Here is a 23075-nt window from a genome sequence, read left to right on the forward strand (position 1 = left end):
CTCAAGCCCCGAGTGCGGCCGCCAACCGAGCGCGGATCGACTTCAATGCGGCGATGGTTTCAGCCATGTCGGGGCTTTCGGTCACCATCAACCTTACGCCGGGTGTGCCATCGGAATCGGCATCGGCGCGGCGATCACCGCTGCGGCGGTCATCTGTGCGGCGGTCGAGATCGGATTTGCCCGCCGACCGCAGCACCGCTTCGGCGCCCTTGAGGGTATAGCCTTCGCGGTTGACCAGCCGGTCGATCGTTTCGACCAGCGCGACATCAGTGGGGCGGTAATAGCGCCGCCCGCCGCTGCGTTTCAGCGGTTTGAGCAGCGGGAACTGTGCTTCCCAATAGCGGAGCACGTGAGGTTTGATGCCCAGCGCGTCGCTGACTTCGCCGATGGTGCGCAGTGCGCTATCGTCCTTGCCGTCGTCGAAAGCTGTCATCAAACCTCACCTGTTCGCATGATTCCTTGGCTCGTTAGCCTTTGGAAATGCGTTCCTTGAGCAACTGGCTCGCGCGGAAAGTCATCACCCGGCGCGGCGTGATCGGCACTTCGACCCCGGTCTTAGGATTGCGGCCGATCCGTTCGTTCTTGTCACGCAGCACGAAGCTGCCAAAGCCTGAAATCTTGACGTTCTCGCCCCGCGAGAGCGCATCGCTCATCTTGTCGAGGATCGCTTCAACCATATCGAGCGACTCAGCTCGGCTGAATCCCATCTTGCGATTGATGGTCTCCGCCAGATCGGCGCGAGTCAAAGTGCCAACGGACCGCATCATGCGTATTCTCCTTCGCGGCGCGACCCGAAAGAAGACGTAAAGCTTACAAATTTCCTGCGGTTTTGCAATGCGATGCCCCGCGTAATGTTGAGTTTTCAGCAATAGTGTTAGTGAACGGGACAGTGTGTGCCCGCGCGCGTCACATTCGGATCAGGCTTGCACCCCAGGTAAAGCCGCCGCCCATCGCTTCGAGCATCACCAGATCGCCCGCCTTGATCCGTCCATCCTTGCGCGCGACATCCAGCGCCAGCGGCACCGATGCGGCCGAGGTGTTGGCGTGGCGGTCAACCGTGATGACCACTTTGTCGGGCGAAATGCCGAGCTTTTTCGCGGTCGCATCAAGGATCCGGGCATTGGCCTGGTGCGGCACGACCCAGTCGATCGCGTCAACAGAAACACCCGCGTCCTCAATCACTTCCCGTAGCACAGCGGCCAGGTTCACCACCGCGTGGCGGAACACTTCGGGGCCTCTCATGCGGACATGGCCCACGGTCTGCGTGGTCGAAGGCCCGCCATCAACATAGAGCAAGTCGTGCTGCGCGCCATCGGCATGGAGCCGGCTGCACAAGATCCCGGGCGCATCCTTGCCCGCGTTTTCGGCGCTGGGTGCTTCGAGCACCACGGCCCCTGCCCCGTCACCGAATAGCACGCAGGTGGTGCGATCTTCCCAATCGAGGATGCGGCTGAAAGTTTCCGCGCCGATCACCAGCGCGCGCTTGGCCATGCCGGTCTTGAGCAGCGAATCGGCAACGCTCAGCGCATAGAGAAAGCCCGAGCAGACGGCAGCGACATCGAAGGCGATCCCGCCATTGCAGCCCAGCGCGTCCTGCACCTTGGTGGCGGTGGCGGGGAAGGTGTTGTCGGGCGTCGCGGTGGCGAGCACGATCAGGTCGATGCTGCTGGCATCCACGCCCGCATCGGCCAGCGCCGCGTGAGCAGCGGCCGTCGCCAGCGTGGCGGTGGTCTCATCCGGTCCGGCAACATGGCGCTGGCGGATGCCGGTGCGCGCGGTAATCCATTCGTCCGAGGTGTCGACTCGCTCAGCAAGTTCGGCGTTGGTCACCACCCTGCGGGGCAGCGCCGAACCCGTTCCGAGTATCCGCGAACCATTCACGCAGGGGTCTCGCTGTCCTTGGACGAGGCGCCGCGCCCGTTCTTGCGCAGCGTTTCTTCGCCCAGTTGCGACAGGTCATGCGCGATCCGCTCGGTCAGCTTGTTCTCGAGCAGGCGCGCGGTCACCGCAACCGCATGGGCCACACCCTTGGCCGTCGCGCTGCCGTGGCTTTTGACCACCACGCCATTGAGTCCGAGGAACACCGCGCCATTATGGTTGTTGGGATCGAGGTGGTGCTTGAGCAGCTCGGTCGCCGGGCGCGAAACCAGAAAGCCGATCTTGGAGCGCAACGAGGACGTAAAGGCCTGACGCAGCAGATCGGTGACGAAGCGCGCCGAACCCTCAATCGCCTTGAGCGCGATATTGCCCGAGAAGCCGTCGGTCACGACCACATGGGTTTCACCGCGGTTGATCTTGTCGCTCTCGACAAAGCCGTCAAATTGCAGCGCCAGCGTCCCGCCCAGTGAAGCGGCGGTCAGCATCGCGGCGGCATCACGCAGTTCTTCGGTGCCCTTGATCTCTTCAGTGCCGATGTTGAGCAGCCGGACGACTGGCTTGTCGAAGCCGGTGACGATCCGCGAATAGGCCGCGCCCATCACCGCATATTGCACGAGGTTGCGGGCGTCCGCTTCGGTGTTGGCGCCCAGGTCCAGCATCACCACGTCATGCGCCTGCAAGGTGGGCATGATCGCCGCGAGCGCCGGGCGATCGATCCCCGGCATGGTGCGCAGGGCGAGCTTGCTCATCGCCATCAGCGCGCCAGTATTGCCTGCGCTGACCGCAGCGCCGGCATCGCCGGTCTTCACCGCGTTGACGGCAAGGCCCATGCTGGTGGTCTTGGCCCGGCGAATCGCCTTGCTGGGCAGCTCGTCGCCGCCCACCACGTCATCGCAATGGAGGATTTCGGAGGCCGCCCGCAGGTTGGGATGGTTGTCCAGCGCCGCTTCGATCCGCTGGCCGTCACCCACCAGCAGGAAATTGAAGCTGTCATGATCGCGGCGGGCCAACGCCGCACCTTCGATCATCACGCGCACGCCTTCATCGCCCCCCATCGCATCGATAGCGATACGCGGGAGGCTCATGATGCGTTACTCCGGTCTATGGTTCGGGCCACCGGCAATCAGCCGACGGCGACGACCTGACGCCCGTTGTAGTGGCCGCAGTGGCCGCAGATGTTGTGCGGACGCTTCAGCTCACCGCAGTTGCCGCATTCATGGAATGCTTCAACCTTGAGTGCGTCGTGCGAACGACGCATGCCGCGACGGGAAGGCGATACTTTTCTCTTGGGGACAGCCATGGTGGCACCAATTCCTCAAATAATACGTGTGTTCGCGCCACCGGCGCCATGATTCTCGAAGGCCGCCCTTAGGGCAAGGAGGTCGCTCGCACAAGCATCAGCACGTGCGCGCATTCCTTGGCCAGCAGTGGCGGGAAGGCGCGCGCTATAGCGGAAAAATCGCACGTTGCAACCCGCGCTGGCGCGCCCTAGCACCGTCGTCACATAATCGAGGGGATCTCAACATGACCGTGCTACCCGTAACGCTCGCCGCCGCGGCGGCGGCCGCTGTGCTCAACATCTGGCTGGGGATTCGCATTGGCGCCCTTCGCACCGCGCTCCAGATCAGCGTCGGCGACGGCGGGAGCGAGGCGCTGCAGCGCCGGATGCGGGCGCAGTTGAACTATGTCGAGAACACCGGCTTCGTGCTGGTGCTGATCGCCGCCATCGAGCTGGCAGGTCGAGGCAGCTGGTGGCTGGCCTACGTCGCAGCAGCCTATTTCCTTGCCCGGATCGCGCATGGCTTCGGCATGGACGGCGGCAAGGCGCAGATTGGCCGGATGATCGGCACGCTGACGACCATGCTGGTGCAGCTTGGACTGGCGGTGGTCGCCGTGCTGGTGGCAGCGAGGGTGATCTAGACCCTCTCAAGCGGAAGAAACGGCGGCGCGGGCAGTTCCACTCTGATCGCGTCGCCAGCCTGCACCATCCCGCCCGCCAGCACGATGCTCATGATACCGGACTTGCGGATCAGCGTGCCATCGGCCGCCTTGTCCAGCACGGCACTAAGCAGGCCGGGCTGAAAGGCCTCGATCTGGGCGCAGGGATTGCGCAGGCCTGTCACTTCCAACCGCACGCTCTCGCCGACCGCCAGCACCGTGCCGCGCGGAAGGGCGAGCAGATCGATCCCTTGCGTGGTGATGTTCTCGCCCAGATCGGCGGGGGCGACGGAGAAGCCCTTTGCCGCAACTTCGTCGAACAATTCGGCGTGGATCAGGTGAACTTGCCTGAGGTTGGGCTGCGTGGGATCGGCCTTCACCCGCGAGCGGTGCTTGACCGTGATCCCCGCATGGGCATCGCCCACGACCCCGAGCCCTTCGAGGATGATGATCGCCTCCACCACCTCCTTCGAGAAGCGGTGCGCGCCATTCCGCGCGACGGAGATCACTCGGCCTTCCATCCGCGGCCTCAGCTCAGTGCGTAGTCGCTCACAAACGCATTCGTTTTGCGCTCGCGGCCGAAGGTGCTCGTCGGGCCGTGGCCGGGGATGAACATCACGTCCTCTCCCAAAGGCCAGAGGCGCTGGGTGATCGAATCGATCAGGTCCTGATGGTTGCCGCGCGGGAAGTCGGTGCGCCCGATCGAGCCCTGAAACAGCACATCGCCGACAATCGCAAAGCGGCTGGGTTCGTGGAAGAACACCACGTGGCCGGGGGTGTGGCCGGGGCAGTGAATGACGTCGAGCATCAATTCGCCCACCGTCACCGTATCGCCGTGATGGAGCCAGCGGGTCGGCGTGAAGCTCTTTGCGACCATCCCCCAGCGCGGGCCGTCATCGTCCAATTGGTCGATCCAGAAGCGGTCATCCTCGTGCGGGCCTTCGATGTCGAGGCCCAGCTCGTCCGCCAGCATCCCCGCCTGTCCGCAGTGGTCGAGATGCCCGTGGGTGACGAGAATCTTTTCGAGGATAACGCCCGCCTTGGCGACGCCCTCTTTCAGCTTGTCGAGATCCCCGCCCGGATCAACCAGCGCGCCTTTCATGGTCTTGGTGCACCAGATCAGCGAGCAGTTCTGCTGGAGCGGCGTCACCGGGATGATGGCGGCGCGCATGGGCGGGATTGGCTTCAGGGTGTCGGTCATGGCTGGGGAATGGCGAGAGCCAATACCAATTGCAAGACCCGCCATGTCCCCCCGCCCCGGGCCCGACCCGGGGCCCCGCTACCTTCAGGGGCCGCAGAACAAGCGGGGCCCCGGATCAAGTCCGGGGCGGGGGGACATTGGAGAACGACATCACACCCGCCCCCCTTTCCACACAACCCGCCCGATAATCGTAACCTCATCCGCCGCCACCTCCACCGGCGGGTAGGCGAAGTTTTGCGAGAGCAGCACCACCCGGTCCGGCCCGGCGCTCGCCACGCGCTTCACCATCACCGCTTCGCCCAGCCGCACCACGTGGATGCCGTCGCGGAACGGGCGCGGGCTGCAATCGACGAGGATTTCGTCGCCGTCGTTGAGCAGCGGCTCCATCGAGTCCCCCTCGACCCGGATCGCGAATAGCTGCGCGCGGGCGAGGCCCTGTTCTTCCAGCCAGCGGCGGGAGAAGCGGAAGGTGTCGAACGCCGCCTCACCGCCCGCGACCCGGCCCGGCCCCGCTGACGCGCCGAGATCAAGCCGGGGCACCTCGCGCCAGTCGCCGGTCTCGCGCCGCCCAGGGGCTTTCACGTAGGAATTTTCCTGCGTCTCGCGCAATTCCACTTCCTCGATGCCGAGGAACCGGGCCAGCGTTGCGCGGTCCTGCTCCTCCAGCTTGCGCGGACTGCCTTTGCGAATAAATTGCTGAAGATAGCTAGGGTTGCGTCCGAGAAGTTCGGACAGCGCCGCCAAGCTCACCCCCCTCGCCTGCGACAATTCGAGCAGCCGCGCACGCGGACCAGTGATGGCATCACGGGTATTCTGGTGGGTTTCCTGCATAGGGATATCCTACACGAAGGATTTTTCCTAGACAAGTAGGAAATGGGATGGAACAAATAATGAACATCAGGCGAATCGCCCGGTGAATGCCAACCCAAACAGCACTTTAAAGGGACGCAAAACCATGCTGCTTCGGACCATCGAAACCTTTCTGCGAACTCATGCCATGCCCGCCACCAAGTTCGGGCGGCTCGCGGCCCATGATCCGCGCTTTGTGCTCGATCTGCGGATGGGGCGCATCCCCCGCCCCGATACCGAACTGCGCATCCGCGCCTGGATGCAGGGCTATGCCGATCGCGCGGCTGCTTGCACGCGGGAGGCCGCATGATGCTGACCGAATCCCTCCGCGATCCCTTCGCGCACATCTTCGCTGATTGCGATTCCATTGAGGTCAAATCGGTCGCCGCCCTGCGCCCGCGCCGCACGCTGGCTGATCGGGTGCGCGCCGCGCTGATGGCGCTCACGGGCGGCAGCGGCACGGTGCTTGTCCATACCGAAACGGCCTGGGCCTCGATCACCTTCGCGGGCACGCGCCACGAGGTGGTGCTGGAATTCTGCGGTGCGGATGCCGTCGCGGCCGGGGAGGCGTTGATCGAGCGGCTGCCTGATCACGAATTCGCGATTGCCCGCCAACTGGTCGCCGATGCGACAATCAACGCGGTCGATCACCGCTTCGGCGCGATGGAACGGCTGGAGGTGACGGCGGTGTTGCTGCTGCTGGAGGACGGGTGAGGGTGACCTCCCCCCCCGCAATAGCGAAAGTGTCAACTTCGTTTTTGGAGTTCAAGCATCTGATTTATTGAATAATAATCAAAAAATCGCCGGTTGACACGCTGTCAACTTTGTCAACTTCATCTTCGCCGGATCACCAGATTCCGGATCTCGCTCATGTCCTCCATGGCGAAACGCACACCTTCGCGGCCCAGCCCGGAATCCTTCACCCCGCCATAGGGCATATTGTCCACCCGGTAGCTCGGAACATCATTGATCACCACGCCGCCGACATCGAGCCGGTCCCACGCGTCAAACATCTGGAACAGGTCGCGGGTGAAGATGCCCGCTTGCAGGCCGAACTTCGAATTGTTCACCTCTTCCAGCGCCTCATCGAAGTGGTGGAAGCGTTGGAGGATGGCGAGCGGACCGAAGGCTTCCTCGTTCTTCGCCTTGGCATCATCGGGCACGCCTTCAAGCAGCGTCGCCTCCAGCATATTGCCGCGCGACAGGCCTCCGCCGCACAGGAGGGTTGCGCCTGCTGCCACGGCCTCGTCGATCCAGCCCTTCAGCCGCTTGGCCTCGCCGTCAGAGATCATCGGGCCGATGAAGGTGTCGCGATCTTTCGGGTCGCCTGCGATCAAGGTCTTCGCCTTCTTGACCAGCATCGCCTTGAAGGCGTCGTACACATCGTCGTGGATCAGGATGCGCTGCACCCCGATGCACGACTGGCCCGACTGGTAGAAGGCGCCGAAGATCACCCGTTCCAGCGCGTCAGAAAGGTCAGCATCCTTGTCGATGATCACCGCAGCATTGCCACCGAGTTCGAGTACGACCTTCTTCTTGCCTGCCTTGGCCTTGAGGTCCCAGCCCACACCGGGCGAGCCGGTGAAGGACAGGAGCTTCAACCGCTCGTCCTGCGTGAACATATCCGCGCCGTCACGGCTGGCGGGAAGAATGGAGAAAGCGCCTTCGGGCAGAATGTCGCACTCGGCCAAAACCTCGCCCATGATGATCGCGCCGAGCGGGGTCTTGGACGCGGGCTTCATCACGAAGGGGCAGCCGACCGCGATAGCAGGCGCGATCTTGTGCGCGGCGAGGTTGAGCGGAAAGTTGAACGGCGAGATGAAGCTGCACGGCCCGATGGGAACGCGCTTCCACATCCCCATGTAACCCTTGGCCCGCGCCGAGATATCGAGCGGCTGGACTTCGCCGTAATTGCGCACCGATTCCTCGGCGGCGATGCGAAAGGTGTCGATCAGGCGGGTGACCTCGCCCTCAGCATCCTTGATCGGCTTGCCCGCCTCGACGCACAGCGCATAGGCAAGTTCGTCAAACCGCTCCTTGAACCGCGCGACGCAGTGCATCAGCACGCCCTGCTTTTCATAGGAGGCAAGCCGCGCCATCGGCTCTGCCGCGCGCACGGCTCCGGCGATGGCCTCCTCGATCACATCAGGAGTGGCCAGCGCGGTGCGGAAGGCGACTTCGCCGGTGTATTTGTCAGTCACCGCGAGATCGGTGTTGGGCTGCACCGGTTTGTTGTTGAGGTAGAGCGGGTAGGTGGATTTGAGCTGGGGCATTTTCATCCTCCGTTCGGGCTGAGCCTGTCGAAGCCCTGCCCTTCTTCGTTCGCGCGGGACCAGAAGAAGTACAGCCCTTCGACAAGCTCAGGGCGAACGGAATTCGTGTTACAATTCCTTGCTCAGCCGCTTGATATCGTGGTTCAGGATCTGATCGTTCTCGGTATAGTCAACCGGACAATCGATCAGATGCACTCCCGGCGTGCTGAGGCAATGGGCCAGCAGATCGGTGAGGTGTTCGGACGATGTCACCCGGTGGCCGATCGCGCCGTAGCTTTCGGCATATTTCACGAAGTCGGGATTGCCATAGGTCAGGCCGAAATCGGCAAAACCCATATTGGCCTGCTTCCAGCGGATCATCCCGTAGGCATCGTCGCGCAGGATCAGCACGGTCAGGTTCAACCCGAGCCGCACCGCCGTCTCCATCTCCTGCGAATTCATCATGAACCCACCATCGCCGCAGATCGCCATGACCTTGCGATCCGGGTACAGCATCGAACTCATCATCGCACTCGGCAGTCCCGCACCCATCGTCGCCAGCGCATTGTCGAGCAGCACGGTGTTGGGCAGATACGCGCTGTAACCGCGCGCGAACCAGATCTTGTAGACCCCGTTATCGAGGCAGATGATCCCGTCCTCGGGCATCGCCCCGCGCACTTGCTGCACCAGATGCGGCGGGAAGATCGGGAAGCGCGTGTCGGCGGCGAGCGGTGCGGTGTGCGCGACCTCGGCCGCGCGATATTCCAGCATCCGGCGGAAGTCCCAGCGGCCTTGCGGCACAATGTCTTCCTTGATCTGCCAGATCGCGTTGGCGATATCGCCGATCACCTCGATCTGCGGGAAATAGACCGGATCGACCTCGGCCGTGCGGGTCGAAAGGTGGATCACGGTCGGCCCGCCCGCCTGCATGAAGAACGGCGGCTTTTCGATCACGTCATGACCGATATTGACGATGCAATCAGCGTCCTGAATCGCGCGGTGGACGAAGTCTCCGGCGGACAGCGCCGCGCAGCCCAGGAACAGCGGATGGCGTTCATCGACCACGCCCTTGCCCATCTGGGTGGTGACGAAGGGGATGCCGGTCTTGTCGATCAGTTGGCGCAGCATCCGCCCGGTCATCTTACGGTTTGCGCCCGCGCCAATGACGAGGATCGGCGCCTTCGCCCCCTCAATCGCCAGCACGGCCTGACGCACGGCCTTTTCTTCAGCCGAGGGCCGCCGCGCCAAGCTGGCGGGGATCGGCTGGCTGGCGGTCTGTTCCTCGGCAATGTCCTCAGGGAATTCGAGGTGGACCGCGCCCGGCTTTTCCTCCTCGGCCAGCCGGATCGCCTCGCGGACGCGGCTGGGGATGTTGTCGGCGCTGGCGAGCTGGTGGGCGTATTTGGTGATCGGCCCCATCATCGCCACGACATCGAGGATCTGGAACCGGCCCTGCTTCGATTTCTTGATCGGCTTCTGCCCGGTGATCGCCAGCGTCGGCATCCCGCCAAGCTGCGAATAGGCAACCGCCGTCACCATGTTGGTCGCCCCCGGCCCCAGCGTGGCGAGGAACACGCCGGTCTTGCCAGTGTGCCGCCCATAGGTCGCGGCCATGAACCCCGCGCCTTGTTCATGGCGGGTGAGGATCAGCTTGATTGTGTCAGACTTCGACAGGCTTTCGAGGAAATCGAGGTTTTCTTCACCCGGCACGCCGAAGATGTACTCGACGCCTTCTGCCTCAAGACACTTGATGAACAGGTCCGAAGCCTTCTGTGTGTCGCTCATGCTCGCAAATCCCCCCTTTGCTGCGATCAGCCCCCAAGCCCGTTAGCGTGCGTCTGTGACTGCTGCGTGATGGCGGAACAACTGCAACAGGTATTGCAGAAAAGCGCCAAAGCGCACAGCAGCAATGTCGGGTCGAGGCGATCAGTAGCCGAGGCGCGGATCGAACACCGGGGCGACCGGCTCACCCCGCAGATATTTCCCGAGATTGTCGAGGAAGCGGTCGCCGCTGCGCAGGAACATCTTGCTCTGCGCGCGGCCCGACAGGTGCATCGAAATATGCGCGTTATCGAGCGCCCACAGCGGATGATCGGCGGGCAGCGGCTCGGGCGAGGTGACGTCGAGGAACGCCGCACCGATGGTCTTCTTTTCAAGGGCTTCGACCAGCGCGGGCTGATCGATCACACTGCCGCGCGCGATGTTGACGATGACGGCATCGGATTTCATCGCGGCCAGCTCCGTAGCCCCGATCATGCTTTCCGTTTCCGGCGTGGCGGGGACGGCGAGGATGATCCAGTCGAACTCACCCAGCCGCGCGCGCCAGTCATCGGGGCCGAGGGTGTTGGGGCCGGGCGAGCGGCGGACAACGCTAACTTCGACGTCGAAGGCGGCAAGGCGCGGCTCGATCAGCTTCCCGATCGCGCCATAGCCGAGCAGCAGCGCCTTCGACCCCGCCAACTCGCGCTTGCCGGGCGAATCGAGCAGCCATTCATGTCGGTCCTGCGCGCGCACCACCTCGCGGTAGCCCTTGGCGATATTCAACATACCCATCACCACATATTCGGCGATGGTGATGGCGTTGATCCCCGCCCCGTTGGTGACGGTGATGCCGCGCTCGATCAGCACATCCATGGGAAGGAAATCGAGCCCGGCGTAGATCGAATTGAGCCACTTGAGCTTCTTCGCCGCGCGCAGCGTTTCAGCCATCGCCTGCTGATCGTTCATATCGAACCAGCCGATTTCGGCCTCGGCCACGGCCTCCATCGCCTCTTCGTGAGTCATGAACCAGCGCACCTCGAGGCCTTCCGGCAAGCGGTGTTCGAGCATCGGGCGGATCAGGCCGGAGATAGCGAGGATGGTCATGCCGACCGCGTTACTGCCGGAAAGCGAGCCACGCCACCCCTGCCAGAACTGGCAACCCCGCCAGATCGACCTGCGCGATCTTGCGCAGCGGCGCAGGCGATCCGGCCTGCCAGTAGAGGATAAGGAAGCTCACCATCCTGATGCCGACCACCAGCACGGCCAGCCGCCGTCCCTCGGGGACGAAGGCGGCGAAGATACAGGCGACGAACACCGCAAAGAACAGCCCCGCGCGGTGCTGCATGAGCAGGAACAACGGATTGTCCGGCTGGAGGCGGTAGAGTGAGGTCAAGGTCGCGGGCCGGAACAGCGCGAGCGCGGGCATAGCGTGGATCGCAGCGAGCATCAGCCAGAGAATCAGTTGCATCATGCAACTAATTTTAGCGTGCCGCTATTGACCTTTCCACCCCCGCCCCGGGCTTGGCCCGGGGCCCAGCTATTCTTGCAGCGCAGTCGGGGCCCCTGCTCGGGGGCCGGGGTGAGGGAAGGCTAAGTCAGCCTCCACTCCCAGCCAAGCGTATCGCCGTCCATCACCTCGACGCCTTGCGTGCTGAGTTCGTCGCGTATCGCGTCCGAGGCGGCGAAGTCCTTGGCGGCGCGCGCTTCCTTCCGGCGGGCAAGCGCGGCTTCGATGTCGGCTTCGGTGATGGTCGCGGCCTTAGGCCGGATGCGCAGGTCAGCGCGGGTCAGCGTAAACAGGCCGAGGCCCAGCACCGCGTCCATGTCTTCAACCACCGCGCGCTTGATCCCGGCATCGACCTTTTTGACCGCGAGCGCCTCTTCAAGCGCCGTCAGTGCGATCGGCGTGCCCAGATCATCCGCCATCGCTGCGTCAAACTTGGCCAGAACCGGCACGAATTTCGGATGCTCTGCCTCGGGTCGCGGCAACACGTCGGTGAGCGGCCCAGCCGCCATCACCATTCGCTTCAACCGCGTCAGCGCCGCGCCCAAGCCTTCCCACGAGAACTCCAGCTCGCTGCGATAATGCGCCTGCAAGCACATCAGCCGGTACGCCAACGGGTGATACCCCCGGTCGATCAGCAATTGCAGCCGCAGGAATTCGCCCGAGGACTTCGACATCTTCCCTGATCGCTCGACGAGGAAGTTGTTGTGCATCCAGATCTTCGCGCCCGAGTTGCGCGGATCATCCAAGCCATTGGTGCAGCAGAACGCCTGATTCTGCGCGATCTCGTTCGGATGGTGGATTTCGCGATGGTCGATCCCGCCGGTGTGGATGTCGAAGGGGAAGCCGAGCACTGCGCCGCTCATCACCGAGCATTCGAGATGCCAGCCCGGCGCGCCTTTACCCCATGGCGAATCCCACTCCATCTGGCGACTCTCGCCTGCCGGAGTCTTGCGCCAGATCGCGAAGTCGGCAGCGTTGCGTTTATCCTTTACAGGATCAATCCGCATGTGCGCCTCGTCCGCCTCAGCCAACTGCTCCTGCGCATGGCGACCAGCGAGAAGCGCATAATCGGCCACGGTCGACACATCGAAATAGAGCCCGCTGTCGAGCTCGTAGCAGTGCCTGTCCGCGATGCCCTTCGCAAACTCGATCATCTGCGGGACGTAGTCGGTCGCGACCGTCCACTGCGCCGGCTGGCGGATATTGAGCGCCTTTACGTCCGCCCAATAGGCCTGCTTGTAATGCTCGGCGATGTCCCAGATCGACTGCGCGCGTTCGGCAGCCATCTTCTCCATCTTGTCCTCGCCCGCGTCGGCATCATCGGTGAGGTGGCCCACATCGGTGATGTTGATCACGTGGGTGAGCTTGAGGCCCTTCCACGTGAGCGTGCGCCCCAGCACATCGGCAAACACATAGGCGCGCATATTGCCGATATGCGGGTAGTTATAGACTGTCGGCCCGCAGGTATAGACGCGCGCCTCGCCTGCGTGGACGGGCTCGAACACCTCGGCTTGGCGGGTGAGCGAGTTGAACAGCTTGAGCGGCGTATCGGTCATGGCGCGGGCTTTTGCCCTATTCCGTCATCCCGGCGCAAGCCGGGATCGCGCGCTGCCAAGCGGGAGCGTGCGGCCAGCGACCCCGGCTTGCGCCGGGGTGACGGGATTCATTCAAACCCGATGAACTTCACGTGCTCCTCCAGCGGCAAACGCTGGCGCTCGAAATTGTTCAGCGGCGCGTCCGGGTCGCGGTAGCCGATCGCCATGCCGCAGAAGAACATGTAGCGTTCGTGATCGAGGCCGAGGAAGTCGCGGATCGTGTTCGCGAAAATCGCCATGTATTCCTGGAAGCAGCTGTCCAGCCCCTCCTCGCGCAGCAACAGAGCGACGGTCTGGAGCCACATCCCCACATCCGACCACTGCGGCTCCTTCATCAGGCGCGGGAAGTAGACGAACAGCACGGCGGGGGCATCGAAGCTGGTGGTGTTGCGCGCCATCGCGGCCATGCGCCCCGCGCCGTCATCGCGGGCAATGCCCATAGCGCCGAACATGCCGGCCGAGACCGCATCGAGCCGCTTTTTGTAGGCTTCCTCGGTGCCCGGCGCGGCCCAATCATACTCGGCGGCCTTAGGGCCCTCGGCGATCATTTTCGCCTGAAGGTCCTTCAAGGGCTGGCCGGTGACGATGCTCGCTTCCCACGGCTGGTAATTGCAGCCCGAGGCCGCCCAGCGTGCCTTGTCCATCACGCGGGTGAGGGTTTCCAGATCAACCGGCTTGTCGAGAAAGGTGCGGATCGAGCGGCGGCTGGTGACGGCTTCGGTAATTGTGGTGGCGATGCTCATTTTCGTTTTGTGCCCTTCTCATCCTCAAACAGCTCCGCGAGCTGTTCCATGATCGTCCCGCCCAGCTGTTCCACGTCCATGATCGTCACCGCACGGCGATAATACCGCGTCACGTCGTGGCCGATGCCGATCGCCACCAGCTGGACGGGCGAGACCTTCTCGATCCACTCGATCACGGAGCGCAGGTGCGCCTCAAGATAGCCCGCCGAGTTCACGCTCAATGTCGAATCATCCACCGGCGCGCCATCGGAGATGACCATCAGAATGCGGCGTTCTTCGGGGCGGTAGAGGAGGCGGCTGTGCGCCCAGATCAGCGCCTCGCCGTCGATGTTTTCCTTCAGCAGCCCCTCGCGCATCATCAGCCCGAGATTGCGGCGCGCACGGCGCCACGGTTCGTCGGCCTGCTTGTAGATGATGTGCCGGAGGTCGTTGAGGCGACCGGGGTTCTGCGGCTTGCCATCGGCGAGCCAGGCTTCGCGGCTCTGCCCGCCCTTCCACGCGCGGGTGGTGAAGCCGAGAATCTCGGTCTTGACCCCGCAGCGCTCCAAGGTGCGCGCCAAAATGTCGGCGCTGATCGCGGCAATGCTGATCGGACGGCCGCGCATAGAGCCCGAATTGTCGATCAGCAGCGTGACGATGGTGTCCTTGAACTCGACATCGCGTTCAACCTTGTAGCTCAAGGCCGTGCCGGGCGAGATCACCACGCGGGCGAGGCGCGCGGCGTCGAGCACGCCCTCCTCCATGTCGAAATCCCAGCTGCGGTTCTGCTGCGCCATCAGGCGGCGCTGCAAGCGGTTGGCGAGCCGCGTCACCACGCCCTGCAATCCGGTCAGCTGACTATCGAGATAGGCGCGCAGCCGGTCGAGTTCCTCCGCATCGCACAAATCAGGCGCGGCGACTTCTTCGTCGAAGCGGGTGGTGAAGGCCTTGTAATCGACACTTGCGGGGACTTCGGCCTGCGGACGGTTGGGGCGGACAGGCGCGTTAGACGCATCGCCATCGTCTCTCGGCTCGCCGTCCGACATGTCGCTGTCGGTCTCGCTGTCGGAGCTTTCTTCGCCATCGCCGTCGCCTTCGGCCATCTCACCAGCCATTTCGGCCGCCTGCGGATCGCCCTCGCTCTGGCTGTCGTCCTCGCCCTGGCTGTCATCCTCCGGGCCGTCCTCGTCATCGGGCGAATCGCTGTCGCTCTCGTCGGGCGCGTCGGTCGGGCGGGTGAGATCGAGTTCGCGCAGCATGTCGAGCGCGAGCTTCTGGAAGGCCGCCTGATCGCCCAGCTTTTCCGCCAGCGCGCCGAAATCCTTGCCGACCTTCTCTTCAAGGAAATCGCGCACAAGCTCGATCCCGCCCTGCGCGCGCGCGGGCACGGCCTCACCGGTCAGCGCCTCGCGCACCAGCAGCGCGAGCGCGGTCTGGAGCGGCACTTCGGCAGAATTCTGCGCCCGCACGATCTTGTCGGAAGCGGTGCGCATTTCGGTCGCCGCGTCGAGATTGGCCTTGATCCCGCCGAAGCGATTGGCACCCAGCGCCTCGTAACGCACCTGCTCAATCGCGTCATAGCACGCCCGCGCAATGGGTTCGGGCGGCGCGGATTTAGCGTGGAGCGCGGCGTTGTGGTGACGCAGCTTCAGCGCGAACGAATCCGCAAACCCGCGCGCCTCGGTCACTTGATCCTTGGGCAGATCACGCCCCGGCAGCGGCACACGGAAGCGATTGCCCGCCGCGCCGGGCACATCCGCGCTCCACGCGACCTCGACCTCCGCATCGCGCGCAATCGCCCGCGATGCGCCGGTCAGCGCTTGCTTGAACAGATCGAGCGGGGACTGGTCAGCCATTATCCGTTTTCTTTAGCAACTAACTTCGCGCCCGGAAGCCCAAAAGCGCCCCCGCTCGCAAAAGTCACAGGATCGACTGACCCGTCTTGGCCCAATCGGCCATGAAGCCTTCGATGCCCTTGTCGGTCAGCACGTGCTTGAACAGGTCGTGGATCACCTTGGGCGGCGCGGTCATGACGTCGGCGCCGATCTTGGCGGCTTGCAGCACGTGCATGGTGTGGCGCACCGATGCGACCAGGATTTCGGTGGCGAAATTGTAGTTGTCGTAGATCAGGCGGATGTCCTCGATCAGGTCCATCCCGTCGAACCCGTTGTCATCATGCCGCCCCACGAACGGCGAGATGAAGCTCGCGCCCGCCTTGGCCGCCAGCAGCGCCTGATTGGCCGAGAAGCACAGCGTGACGTTGACCATCGTGCCTTCCGACGAAAGCGCCTTGCAGGTCTTCAGGCCATCCACCGTCAGCGGCACCTTGATGCAGACATTGTCGGCGATCTTGCGCAGCACTTCGGCCTCTTTCATCATCGTCGCGTGATCCAGTGCGACCACTTCGGCGCTGACCGGGCCATCCACGATGCCGCAGATTTCACGGGTGACTTCCATGAAATCCCGCCCGGACTTGGCGATCAGCGAGGGGTTGGTGGTCACCCCGTCCAGCAGGCCGGTGGCGGCGAGTTCGCGGATCGGTTCGATCTCGGCGGTGTCGACGAAGAATTTCATGGGTTCACTCCGGCAAATTACGATAGCCAGCGCCACATGGCGGGCCTAGGGGGCGCGCATGACACGATGGCCGATGCGTTTCGGGATGCTGCTTGCCGCCACACTGGCGGCTTGGCAACCATCGAAAGCCCATGCTGCCGATGAAGACGTGCAATTGTGGCAGTTCGTGTTCCTGACGGCCGATCTCGACAAGGACACGCGGCTGACTGTCGATGCCACCCACCGCTGGCGCGAAGACGCGCGCGGGGATGAGCAGCAAACCATCCGCTTCACCATTGAGCAAACCGTGGCGCAAGGCGTGCGCATCGGCGGCGGCGGGGCGGTATTCGATGCGGGCGGCACGACAGAAATCCGCCCGCACCAGCAGATCGTGCTGACCGAAGGGCGATTCGAATTTCGCACCCGGTTCGAACAGCGCTTCTTCGATGGCGCTGACCGGGTCGAGCTGCGCCTGCGCCAACGGGTGCAATACAACCAGCCGCTGGGCGATGGTTGGCGCGCGAGCGTGGGGGGCGAATGGCTCGGTCTGTTGCAGGGGCGCAATGACGGAGAAGGCGCCTCGACCGAGCAATGGCGCGCGCAGGCGGGCGTCGCCTACCGCATCAATGAACGGCTGGAAGTGGGCGCGAATTACTGGCTAATCGCCTCTCCGCGTGGCGACCGTCCGGCGCGCTATACGCACGTGCCGCAAACGACGCTCACCTACCGCTTCTAAATCCGGCTGAGCCCGCCGAACACGCCGATGAGCATCGGATCACGCGTGCTTTGCGGGTTGGCGCGGATCGCGGCTTCCTCGCGCGCGATTTCGCCCCAGATAGCGTTGTCCACTTCCCGGCCCAGCCGGTCGGCCACGCCTGCGGCATCCACTCCGGTAAGCGCACTCAGCGCCTGCCCGATCAGCGGATCGCGGCTCAGCCGGATCGCCTCGCCCAGTTCCGGCACCACCGCATCGATAAGCGCCGGGCCGACTTCGCCGCGCAGATAGCTGCTCGCGGCATCCGGCCCGCCCCGCACCAGCGCGATGGCGTTGTCGAAGCCGATCATCTGGATCGCGTCAGTCACCACCGGCGCGGCGCGAAAGCTCGCGTCGATCGCGAAGGAGGCAAAGCGCTCCTCCAGCCGATCCTTGACCAGCGCCGAGGTGAGAATGCGCGACAGCACATCGCCGCGCGTGCCCATCAGGTTGGCCAGCCCAAGCTGCGCCACCTGCTCGTCCCAGAACCCGCCCGGCGCGGTCAGACGCGCAAAGGCGTTCTCGGATGCGAGCAGCAGCAACCGCCGAACCGCTTCGACCATCGAAAAGCCGCCGGTGCTTGCGCAGCCGGGGAGCAGCAGCAAGGTCGCGCCGCCCGCGGCTCCGGCGAGCAGACTGCGGCGGGTTGGGGTGAAGTTCGCGGTTGTCATTTTCTCGGGTCTCCCAGCTTGCCCTTGTCCTTTGCCAAGCCCCATATGGCGGCAACATGAACCGCGTCCGCCTGTTAGTTTTGAACGCTGCGCTTGGCCCGCTGGATTACCGGCTGCCCGAGGGCGTCAGCGCGCCTGCGGGAAGCGTCGTTATCGCGCCGCTGGGGCCGCGCAAGGTGACGGGGATCGTGTGGGACGAGGGGCGCCTGCCGGGGGACGAAATCGCTTTCGAACGTCTGCGCCCCATACTGGAAGTGCTGCCCGTCCCACCCCTGCCCGCGCCGCTCAGGCGGCTGATTGAGTGGACCGCGGATTACTACTGCGCGCCCCTCGCCAGCGTCGCGCGCATGGCGTTGTCGAGCGGCGGCGCATTGGGCGGGCCAGCGACCTTGACAGAATACCGGCTGACGGGCGCGGAAGGCTCTGGGCGGCTGACTGCGCAGCGCAAGACCGCGCTGGAGAAGCTCGCAGGCCAGCAGGGCACGATGCGAGAGCTCGCTGCGCTGGCGGGCGTTTCGGAAGGCGTGCTGCGCGGCATGGCGGGGGCGCGGTTGCTCGAACCGGTTGTGGTAAATGTCGACCGCCCCTACCCGCCCGCCGATCCCGATCATCACCAGCCCGACCTTTCGCCCGATCAGCAGGCGGTCGCGGCGATCTTCACCGATGCCGTCAAGACGCGCGCCTTTGCCCCCTTCCTGCTCGACGGGGTGACGGGTTCCGGCAAGACGGAGACCTATTTCGAGCCCGTCGCCGAGGCGATCCGGTTGGGGCGGCAGGTGCTGGTGCTGCTCCCCGAAATCGCGCTGACCGAGAACTTCCTCAGCCGCTTTACCGCGAGGTTCGGCGCGGCGCCGGTGCTATGGCATTCCTCGCTCAAATCGACCGAGCGGCGGCGGGCCTGGCGGGCGATTGCGGATGGCAGCGCACAGGTCGTAGTCGGCGCGCGCTCGGCGCTCTTCCTGCCCTACGCCAACCTCGGGCTGATCGTGGTCGATGAAGCGCACGAGATCAGCTTCAAGCAGGATGACGGGGTGCGCTACAACGCCCGCGATGTCTCGGTGATGCGGGCACGGTTCGAGGGCGTGCCGGTGATCCTCGCCAGCGCCACCCCGGCGCTCGAAAGCCTGCACATGGCGGATATCGGCGTTTACACGAAGCTCGACCTGCCCGCCCGCTTCGGCGGTGCAAGCCTGCCGACGGTGCGGCTCGTCAACTTGACCGAGGAAAAGCCCGGCAGCCAGCGTTGGCTCGCCGGGCCACTGGTCGAGGGGTTGCGCGACCGGCTGGCGAAGGGCGAGCAATCGCTGCTGTTCCTCAACCGTCGCGGCTATGCCCCGCTGACCCTTTGCCGCAATTGCGGGCATCGGTTCAAATGCCCGTCGTGCAGCGCGTGGCTGGTGGAGCACCGCCTCTCCGCCCGCCTCGCCTGCCATCATTGCGGGTTCGAGACGCGGGTGCCCGAAGTCTGCCCGGAATGTGGCGAGAGCGACTGCCTTGTCGCCTGCGGCCCCGGTGTGGAGCGGATCGCCGCCGAAGTCGCCGACCTATTTCCCGAGGCGCGGGTGGCGGTGGCGACCTCCGACACCCTCAACACCCCCGAACGGGCGGCAGAATTCATCGCGATGGCGGAAGGCCGCGCAATCGATATCATCATCGGCACGCAGCTCGTGACTAAGGGGTTCCACTTCCCCGAACTGACGCTGGTGGGTGTGGTCGATGCCGATCTCGGCCTTGAAGGCGGAGACTTGCGCGCGGGCGAGCGCACCTTCAGCCAGATCGCGCAGGTCGCAGGCCGCGCCGGCCGGGGGGCCAAGCCGGGCGAGGTGCTGATCCAGACCCGCCACCCCGACGCGCCGGTCATCGCCGCACTGGCAGGCGGCGACCGCGATGCTTTCTACGCCGCCGAAACCGCCGGGCGGCGCGATGCGGGCGCACCGCCGTTCGGGCGCTGGGCGGCAATCATCCTGTCGAGCGAAGATGAGAAGGAAGCCCGCGAGGCCGCGGTGCGATTGGGCGATGTGCGGCCCCGGCTGGCCGACGTGCAGATCCTCGGCCCCGCCCCGGCCCCTCTCGCCTTGCTGCGCGGACGCTATCGCTATCGCTTTCTGGTGAACGCCAAGCGCAGCGCCAATATTCAGGCCGTCTTGCGCGACTGGATCGGCGCCGTGAACTTCGCCCCCGGAGTGCGAGTGGGCGTCGACATCGACCCTTACAGCTTCGTTTGATCTCATATTTACAGATGCTTGTCCGATGATATGATGTGACACATGGTGTCGCGCCTATTCCTGCTGCTAGTCCTGTCCCTCGGCCTTTCTGCTCCCGCTCATGCGAACCCATGGCTGCGCGCCGAAAGCGAGCATTACATCGTCCACGCGCAGATAGAGGAAGCCGAACTGCGCGCGCTGATGCAGACGATCGAGGACTTCGACCGTGTGCTCAATGGCCTGCTGCCGGGCGAGACATGGCATGGCCGCAAGCCCGAATTCTTCCTGACTCCCAATCCCCGCCGCATTGCGCGGGTGGTCGATTTCGGTGCGTCTGCGGTGTGCGAGAACCATGCCGAGCTGCCAGTCGCCTATGCGCTCTATCTGCCCGACGCGGCAGGGCAGCCCGATCCGGGTGAGATCTTCTACTGCCTGGCGCAGTTCCACCTCGGCAATGCCTTCTTCCGGCCCAAGCCGATGTGGACGTCGGCGGGCCTGTCGCATTACTTCGCCACCGCCATCCGCTCTGACAGGCAGGAGAGCGAAGGCGTTTTCGTCATCGGCCAGCCGCGCCGTCTGGCACCGGTCAGCGGCATCACCCGCAAGGCGCTGGCCGAAGCGCTGGCCGTACGGTTTCGCCACCGCACGGAGGAGGAATATGCGCGCTTCCTCGAAGTCAGCCGCGCGCTGGCCAGTCCGCTGCTGCTCGAACAGCGTTACGCAGGGGTGCTCGATCGCTATGTCGATGCCTATTCGGGCGGGCGCGACATGGAAGATGCCGCACGCGAGCTGGGCGACCTCGATGCGCTGGCGCAGGAGCTGGCGCGGCGGCGGGTCGTGGCGCCGGTGCGGCGGGTGAAGGTTGATCCGCCCGCTACCACCCGGGTCGCAATCCGCCCGATGCACCGCGACGAGATTGCCCTGATCGACTTACGATTGGAACGCCTGCTCGAAACCCGCCTCAAATCCACCGCCAAGGAGCTGCGCGAACTGACCGCCGACCACCCCTATAGCGCGCTGGTGTGGTACGAATATGCCGCGGCCGAATATGCCCGCGTCCAGCACAGCGATTTCGGCGGCCGGCCGGTGTTCCGCGGCTTCGGCTTTTCCAACGGCGAACTGATCGTCATGTCCAACCCCTATTCCGATGCCGAGGCGTGGCGGGCGGTCAATCGCGCGCTGGCGATCGACCCCGATCTGCAAAGCGCGCAGCGGCTCAAGGCCGAAATCATGCTCGCCCGGCTGGTGCGCGAGGGCAACCCGGACGATCCGCCTTCTTACGATGAAGTGCGTGCGCTGCTCAAAAGGCAGGCGCGCGATCCCGAGCTGCATCCGCTCGCCGCCGCGCTCTATCACCAGACCTATATCGAACAGGGCCGCACGCCGCCTGTGGCCGCACAAAAGCAGCTCGAACGCGCGTTCCTGCACAATGCCGGGGTGGGCGATTTCCGCTACGCGCAGGCGACCGCGCTGAGCCGCCGGGGGGACAAGGGGAAGGCGCGCGGGTTGCTGATCTCGATGCTTAATGATCCGGCCTTCTCCGCCGCCGCATGGCGGGCGCTGGAGGTCACGCAGTAGTTCCTGAGCGAAACCAAAGCGGGGGCGAGCGCGTATCCCCTGCATGACTCGTCCCGTTCTTGTGCCGATCCTCGGCGATCAGCTTTCGCGCAACCTCTCCAGCCTTCAAGGTCTTTCCCCCGGCGAGGCGGTTATCCTGATGATGGAGGTGTGGGACGAGGCGACCTATGTGAAACACCACAAGCAGAAGATCGTGCTGATTTTTTCGGCAATGCGCCACTTCGCTGCAGAGCTTCGCGCTGAAGGCTGGCACGTCGATTACGTCGCGTTGGATGGCGCCGCCAACACCGGCAGCTTCACTGGCGAAGTCGCCCGTGCTTGCGAGCGCCACGGCGCATCCGAAATCCGCATCACTGAAGCGAGCGAGTGGCGCGTTCAGCAGGCGATCATGGAATGGGAAGACCGCCTGCCCTGCCCGGTCAGCATCCTCCCCAACACCCGCTTCATCGCGACCCACGCCGAGTTCCGCGCCTTCGCTGACGGGCGCAAGCACCTCACGATGGAATATTTCTATCGCGAGATGCGCCGCAAAACCGGATTGCTGATGCGCGATGACGGCAAGCCGGAAGGCGACGTCTGGAACCTCGACGCCGATAATCGCGAACCGCCCAAGGGTGACATGTTAGCGCCGCCCGCGCCCAAGTTCGCGCCCGATACCGTCACGCAAGAGGTCGTCGCGCTGGTCGCCGAACGCTTCGCCGATCACTTCGGCGATCTGGAACCTTTCGGCTGGCCCGTCACCCGCGCCGAGGCGCTGGAGGCTGCCGAAGCCTTCTTCGCCCGACGGCTGGACCTGTTCGGGCCCTATCAGGACGCGATGGTCCACGGGAAGGACGACCTCTATCACTCGATGCTCTCAACCAGCCTCAACATCGGCCTGCTCGATCCGCTTGAACTGTGCCGCGCCGCCGAGGCTGCCTATAAATCAGGCAAGGCTCCGTTGAATTCCGTAGAGGGCTTCATCCGCCAGATCATCGGCTGGCGCGAATATGTGCGCGGGTTCTACTGGTACACGATGCCGGGGCTGGCCGAAGCCAACGAACTCGCCGCCCACCGCCCGCTGCCGGAATTCTTCTGGACCGGCAAAACCGACATGCGCTGCCTGTCTGACTGCATCCGCACCACGCGCGAAGATGCCCACGCGCACCATATCCAGCGGCTGATGGTGCTCGGCAATTTCTGCCTGATCGCCGGGATTGCACCCCGCGAGGTGCAGGACTGGTATCTGGCGGTCTATGCCGATGCCTTCGACTGGGTCGAGCTGCCGAACGTGTCGGGCATGGTGCTCTATGCCGATGGCGGCAGGCTCGCGACCAAGCCTTATGCGGCGAGCGGAAACTACATCAACAAGATGTCCGATTACTGCGGCAAGTGCCGTTACAAGGTCGCGCAGAAGACCGGGCCGAACGCCTGCCCGTTCAACCCGCTCTACTGGCACTTCATGGACCGGAACCGCGCGCGGCTGGAAAGCAACCACCGCATCGGCCGCATCTTCGCCACCTGGGACCGGATGGGCGAGGCCAAGCAGGCGGAATATCTGGAGAGCGCGGAAAAATTTCTCGACTCTCTCGAACCCGCCCGCAAAGGCTGGGCACGAGTTGAATAAGGGAGA

24 protein-coding genes are annotated in these 23075 nt (G+C 64.4%); 7 read left to right on the forward strand and 17 right to left on the reverse strand.

What is annotated here, in order from left to right; translation table 11 throughout:
- Position 1: 1 nt before the first annotated feature.
- From GRI59_RS12010 to rpmF, 5 genes are all read right to left on the reverse strand, one after another.
- Positions 2-433, reverse strand: a complete 432-nt coding sequence (locus GRI59_RS12010) for a MerR family transcriptional regulator (protein ID WP_160761383.1) — start codon at positions 431-433, stop codon at positions 2-4.
- 34 nt (positions 434-467) lie between these two features.
- Positions 468-767, reverse strand: a complete 300-nt coding sequence (locus GRI59_RS12015) for an integration host factor subunit alpha (RefSeq protein WP_183363596.1) — start codon at positions 765-767, stop codon at positions 468-470.
- A gap of 139 nt (positions 768-906) precedes the next feature.
- Positions 907-1881, reverse strand: a complete 975-nt coding sequence (locus GRI59_RS12020) for a beta-ketoacyl-ACP synthase 3 (RefSeq protein ID WP_160761384.1) — start codon at positions 1879-1881, stop codon at positions 907-909.
- Entirely contained in the window at positions 1878-2963 is a 1086-nt protein-coding gene (gene plsX / locus GRI59_RS12025; RefSeq protein ID WP_160761385.1) for a phosphate acyltransferase PlsX, read from the reverse strand. The genes GRI59_RS12020 and plsX overlap by 4 nt, the downstream gene beginning before the upstream one ends.
- A 38-nt stretch (positions 2964-3001) precedes the next feature.
- Entirely contained in the window at positions 3002-3178 is a 177-nt protein-coding gene (gene rpmF, locus GRI59_RS12030) for a 50S ribosomal protein L32 (RefSeq protein ID WP_160761386.1), read from the reverse strand.
- A 224-nt stretch (positions 3179-3402) separates the two neighbouring features.
- Between rpmF and GRI59_RS12035 the strand changes: the two genes are divergently transcribed.
- Positions 3403-3798 carry an MAPEG family protein gene (locus GRI59_RS12035; RefSeq protein WP_160761387.1) on the forward strand — a complete coding sequence of 132 codons (396 nt, stop codon included), beginning with the start codon at positions 3403-3405 and terminating at the stop codon, positions 3796-3798.
- Here the strand turns inward: GRI59_RS12035 and GRI59_RS12040 are convergent.
- From GRI59_RS12040 to GRI59_RS12050, 3 genes are all read right to left on the reverse strand, one after another.
- Positions 3795-4325 carry an MOSC domain-containing protein gene (locus GRI59_RS12040; RefSeq protein WP_337190266.1) on the reverse strand — a complete coding sequence of 177 codons (531 nt, stop codon included), beginning with the start codon at positions 4323-4325 and terminating at the stop codon, positions 3795-3797. The genes GRI59_RS12035 and GRI59_RS12040 overlap by 4 nt on opposite strands.
- A gap of 20 nt (positions 4326-4345) precedes the next feature.
- Positions 4346-4987 carry an MBL fold metallo-hydrolase gene (locus GRI59_RS12045; protein WP_160761649.1) on the reverse strand — a complete coding sequence of 214 codons (642 nt, stop codon included), beginning with the start codon at positions 4985-4987 and terminating at the stop codon, positions 4346-4348.
- A gap of 180 nt (positions 4988-5167) precedes the next feature.
- Complete coding sequence (locus GRI59_RS12050) at positions 5168-5848, reverse strand: S24 family peptidase (RefSeq protein ID WP_160761389.1); 681 nt, start codon at positions 5846-5848, stop codon at positions 5168-5170.
- Between the two features lie 124 nt (positions 5849-5972).
- Between GRI59_RS12050 and GRI59_RS12055 the strand changes: the two genes are divergently transcribed.
- Entirely contained in the window at positions 5973-6176 is a 204-nt protein-coding gene (locus GRI59_RS12055) for a hypothetical protein (protein WP_160761390.1), read from the forward strand.
- Positions 6173-6580, forward strand: coding sequence for a hypothetical protein (locus GRI59_RS12060; RefSeq protein ID WP_160761391.1), 408 nt, complete (start codon positions 6173-6175; stop codon positions 6578-6580). Before GRI59_RS12055 ends, GRI59_RS12060 begins: the two co-directional genes overlap by 4 nt.
- Positions 6581-6699: 119 nt before the next feature.
- Here the strand turns inward: GRI59_RS12060 and GRI59_RS12065 are convergent, their stop codons facing one another.
- The 8 genes from GRI59_RS12065 to fsa all read right to left on the reverse strand — a co-directional run bounded on the left by GRI59_RS12065 (position 6700) and on the right by fsa (position 16277).
- Positions 6700-8139, reverse strand: coding sequence for an aldehyde dehydrogenase family protein (locus GRI59_RS12065; protein ID WP_419866801.1), 1440 nt, complete (start codon positions 8137-8139; stop codon positions 6700-6702).
- Between the two features lie 108 nt (positions 8140-8247).
- Entirely contained in the window at positions 8248-9903 is a 1656-nt protein-coding gene (locus tag GRI59_RS12070; protein ID WP_160761393.1) for an acetolactate synthase large subunit, read from the reverse strand.
- 141 nt (positions 9904-10044) lie between these two features.
- Positions 10045-10983: a D-2-hydroxyacid dehydrogenase gene (locus GRI59_RS12075; protein WP_160761394.1), complete on the reverse strand. Its 939-nt coding sequence runs from the start codon at positions 10981-10983 to the stop codon at positions 10045-10047.
- Between the two features lie 10 nt (positions 10984-10993).
- Complete coding sequence (locus tag GRI59_RS12080; protein ID WP_160761395.1) at positions 10994-11350, reverse strand: hypothetical protein; 357 nt, start codon at positions 11348-11350, stop codon at positions 10994-10996.
- A 119-nt stretch (positions 11351-11469) separates the two neighbouring features.
- Positions 11470-12942 carry a cysteine--tRNA ligase gene (gene cysS, locus GRI59_RS12085; RefSeq protein WP_160761396.1) on the reverse strand — a complete coding sequence of 491 codons (1473 nt, stop codon included), beginning with the start codon at positions 12940-12942 and terminating at the stop codon, positions 11470-11472.
- A 107-nt stretch (positions 12943-13049) separates the two neighbouring features.
- Positions 13050-13724, reverse strand: a complete 675-nt coding sequence (locus tag GRI59_RS12090) for a nitroreductase (protein WP_160761397.1) — start codon at positions 13722-13724, stop codon at positions 13050-13052.
- Positions 13721-15559 carry a cobaltochelatase subunit CobT gene (cobT, locus tag GRI59_RS12095; RefSeq protein ID WP_160761398.1) on the reverse strand — a complete coding sequence of 613 codons (1839 nt, stop codon included), beginning with the start codon at positions 15557-15559 and terminating at the stop codon, positions 13721-13723. The genes GRI59_RS12090 and cobT overlap by 4 nt, the downstream gene beginning before the upstream one ends.
- 64 nt (positions 15560-15623) lie before the next feature.
- Entirely contained in the window at positions 15624-16277 is a 654-nt protein-coding gene (fsa, locus tag GRI59_RS12100; RefSeq protein ID WP_160761399.1) for a fructose-6-phosphate aldolase, read from the reverse strand.
- 58 nt (positions 16278-16335) lie between these two features.
- On the opposite strand from fsa, the gene GRI59_RS12105 reads away from it, so the two are divergent.
- Entirely contained in the window at positions 16336-16992 is a 657-nt protein-coding gene (locus tag GRI59_RS12105) for a DUF2490 domain-containing protein (RefSeq protein WP_160761400.1), read from the forward strand.
- On the opposite strand, the gene GRI59_RS12110 is transcribed toward GRI59_RS12105, so the two are convergent.
- On the reverse strand, positions 16989-17681 hold the full coding sequence (locus GRI59_RS12110) for a DUF4197 domain-containing protein (protein WP_160761401.1): 693 nt from the start codon (positions 17679-17681) through the stop codon (positions 16989-16991). The genes GRI59_RS12105 and GRI59_RS12110 overlap by 4 nt on opposite strands.
- 56 nt (positions 17682-17737) lie before the next feature.
- Here GRI59_RS12110 and GRI59_RS12115 point away from each other — a divergent pair, with 56 nt between their 5' ends.
- Genes GRI59_RS12115 through GRI59_RS12125 form a run of 3 tightly spaced genes read left to right on the forward strand, consistent with a single transcriptional unit; the run spans position 17738 to position 23069 of the window.
- The gene (locus GRI59_RS12115; protein WP_160761402.1) at positions 17738-19906 is read left to right on the forward strand and encodes a primosomal protein N'; all 2169 of its coding nucleotides are present in this window, start codon (positions 17738-17740) and stop codon (positions 19904-19906) included.
- Positions 19907-19948: 42 nt separating this feature from the next.
- Complete coding sequence (locus GRI59_RS12120; protein WP_160761403.1) at positions 19949-21463, forward strand: tetratricopeptide repeat protein; 1515 nt, start codon at positions 19949-19951, stop codon at positions 21461-21463.
- A gap of 43 nt (positions 21464-21506) precedes the next feature.
- Positions 21507-23069 (forward strand): cryptochrome/photolyase family protein, encoded by a 1563-nt coding sequence (locus GRI59_RS12125; protein WP_160761404.1) that lies wholly within the window; start codon positions 21507-21509, stop codon positions 23067-23069.
- Positions 23070-23075 lie beyond the last annotated feature (6 nt).

It is taken from the genome of Erythrobacter ramosus (assembly GCF_009828055.1).
Taxonomy (GTDB): domain Bacteria; phylum Pseudomonadota; class Alphaproteobacteria; order Sphingomonadales; family Sphingomonadaceae; genus Erythrobacter; species Erythrobacter ramosus.

Bases quoted from the DNA above. Each gene is read 5' to 3' on its own strand.
- GRI59_RS12050 (WP_160761389.1), bottom strand. From the start codon at position 5,848: ATGCAGGAAACCCACCAGAATACCCGTGATGCCATCACTGGTCCGCGT.
- GRI59_RS12110 (WP_160761401.1), bottom strand. From the start codon at position 17,681: ATGACAACCGCGAACTTCACCCCAACCCGCCGCAGTCTGCTCGCCGGA.
- GRI59_RS12055 (WP_160761390.1), top strand. From the start codon at position 5,973: ATGCTGCTTCGGACCATCGAAACCTTTCTGCGAACTCATGCCATGCCC.
- GRI59_RS12075 (WP_160761394.1), bottom strand. From the start codon at position 10,983: ATGACCATCCTCGCTATCTCCGGCCTGATCCGCCCGATGCTCGAACAC.
- GRI59_RS12105 (WP_160761400.1), top strand. From the start codon at position 16,336: ATGACACGATGGCCGATGCGTTTCGGGATGCTGCTTGCCGCCACACTG.
- GRI59_RS12060 (WP_160761391.1), top strand. From the start codon at position 6,173: ATGATGCTGACCGAATCCCTCCGCGATCCCTTCGCGCACATCTTCGCT.
- GRI59_RS12070 (WP_160761393.1), bottom strand. From the start codon at position 9,903: ATGAGCGACACACAGAAGGCTTCGGACCTGTTCATCAAGTGTCTTGAG.
- GRI59_RS12125 (WP_160761404.1), top strand. From the start codon at position 21,507: ATGACTCGTCCCGTTCTTGTGCCGATCCTCGGCGATCAGCTTTCGCGC.
- plsX (WP_160761385.1), bottom strand. From the start codon at position 2,963: ATGAGCCTCCCGCGTATCGCTATCGATGCGATGGGGGGCGATGAAGGC.
- GRI59_RS12115 (WP_160761402.1), top strand. From the start codon at position 17,738: ATGAACCGCGTCCGCCTGTTAGTTTTGAACGCTGCGCTTGGCCCGCTG.
- GRI59_RS12080 (WP_160761395.1), bottom strand. From the start codon at position 11,350: ATGATGCAACTGATTCTCTGGCTGATGCTCGCTGCGATCCACGCTATG.
- GRI59_RS12045 (WP_160761649.1), bottom strand. From the start codon at position 4,987: ATGCGCGCCGCCATCATCCCGGTGACGCCGCTCCAGCAGAACTGCTCG.
- GRI59_RS12010 (WP_160761383.1), bottom strand. From the start codon at position 433: ATGACAGCTTTCGACGACGGCAAGGACGATAGCGCACTGCGCACCATC.
- GRI59_RS12035 (WP_160761387.1), top strand. From the start codon at position 3,403: ATGACCGTGCTACCCGTAACGCTCGCCGCCGCGGCGGCGGCCGCTGTG.
- GRI59_RS12120 (WP_160761403.1), top strand. From the start codon at position 19,949: ATGGTGTCGCGCCTATTCCTGCTGCTAGTCCTGTCCCTCGGCCTTTCT.
- GRI59_RS12065 (WP_419866801.1), bottom strand. From the start codon at position 8,139: ATGCCCCAGCTCAAATCCACCTACCCGCTCTACCTCAACAACAAACCG.
- GRI59_RS12090 (WP_160761397.1), bottom strand. From the start codon at position 13,724: ATGAGCATCGCCACCACAATTACCGAAGCCGTCACCAGCCGCCGCTCG.
- cysS (WP_160761396.1), bottom strand. From the start codon at position 12,942: ATGACCGATACGCCGCTCAAGCTGTTCAACTCGCTCACCCGCCAAGCC.
- GRI59_RS12015 (WP_183363596.1), bottom strand. From the start codon at position 767: ATGATGCGGTCCGTTGGCACTTTGACTCGCGCCGATCTGGCGGAGACC.
- fsa (WP_160761399.1), bottom strand. From the start codon at position 16,277: ATGAAATTCTTCGTCGACACCGCCGAGATCGAACCGATCCGCGAACTC.
- rpmF (WP_160761386.1), bottom strand. From the start codon at position 3,178: ATGGCTGTCCCCAAGAGAAAAGTATCGCCTTCCCGTCGCGGCATGCGT.
- cobT (WP_160761398.1), bottom strand. From the start codon at position 15,559: ATGGCTGACCAGTCCCCGCTCGATCTGTTCAAGCAAGCGCTGACCGGC.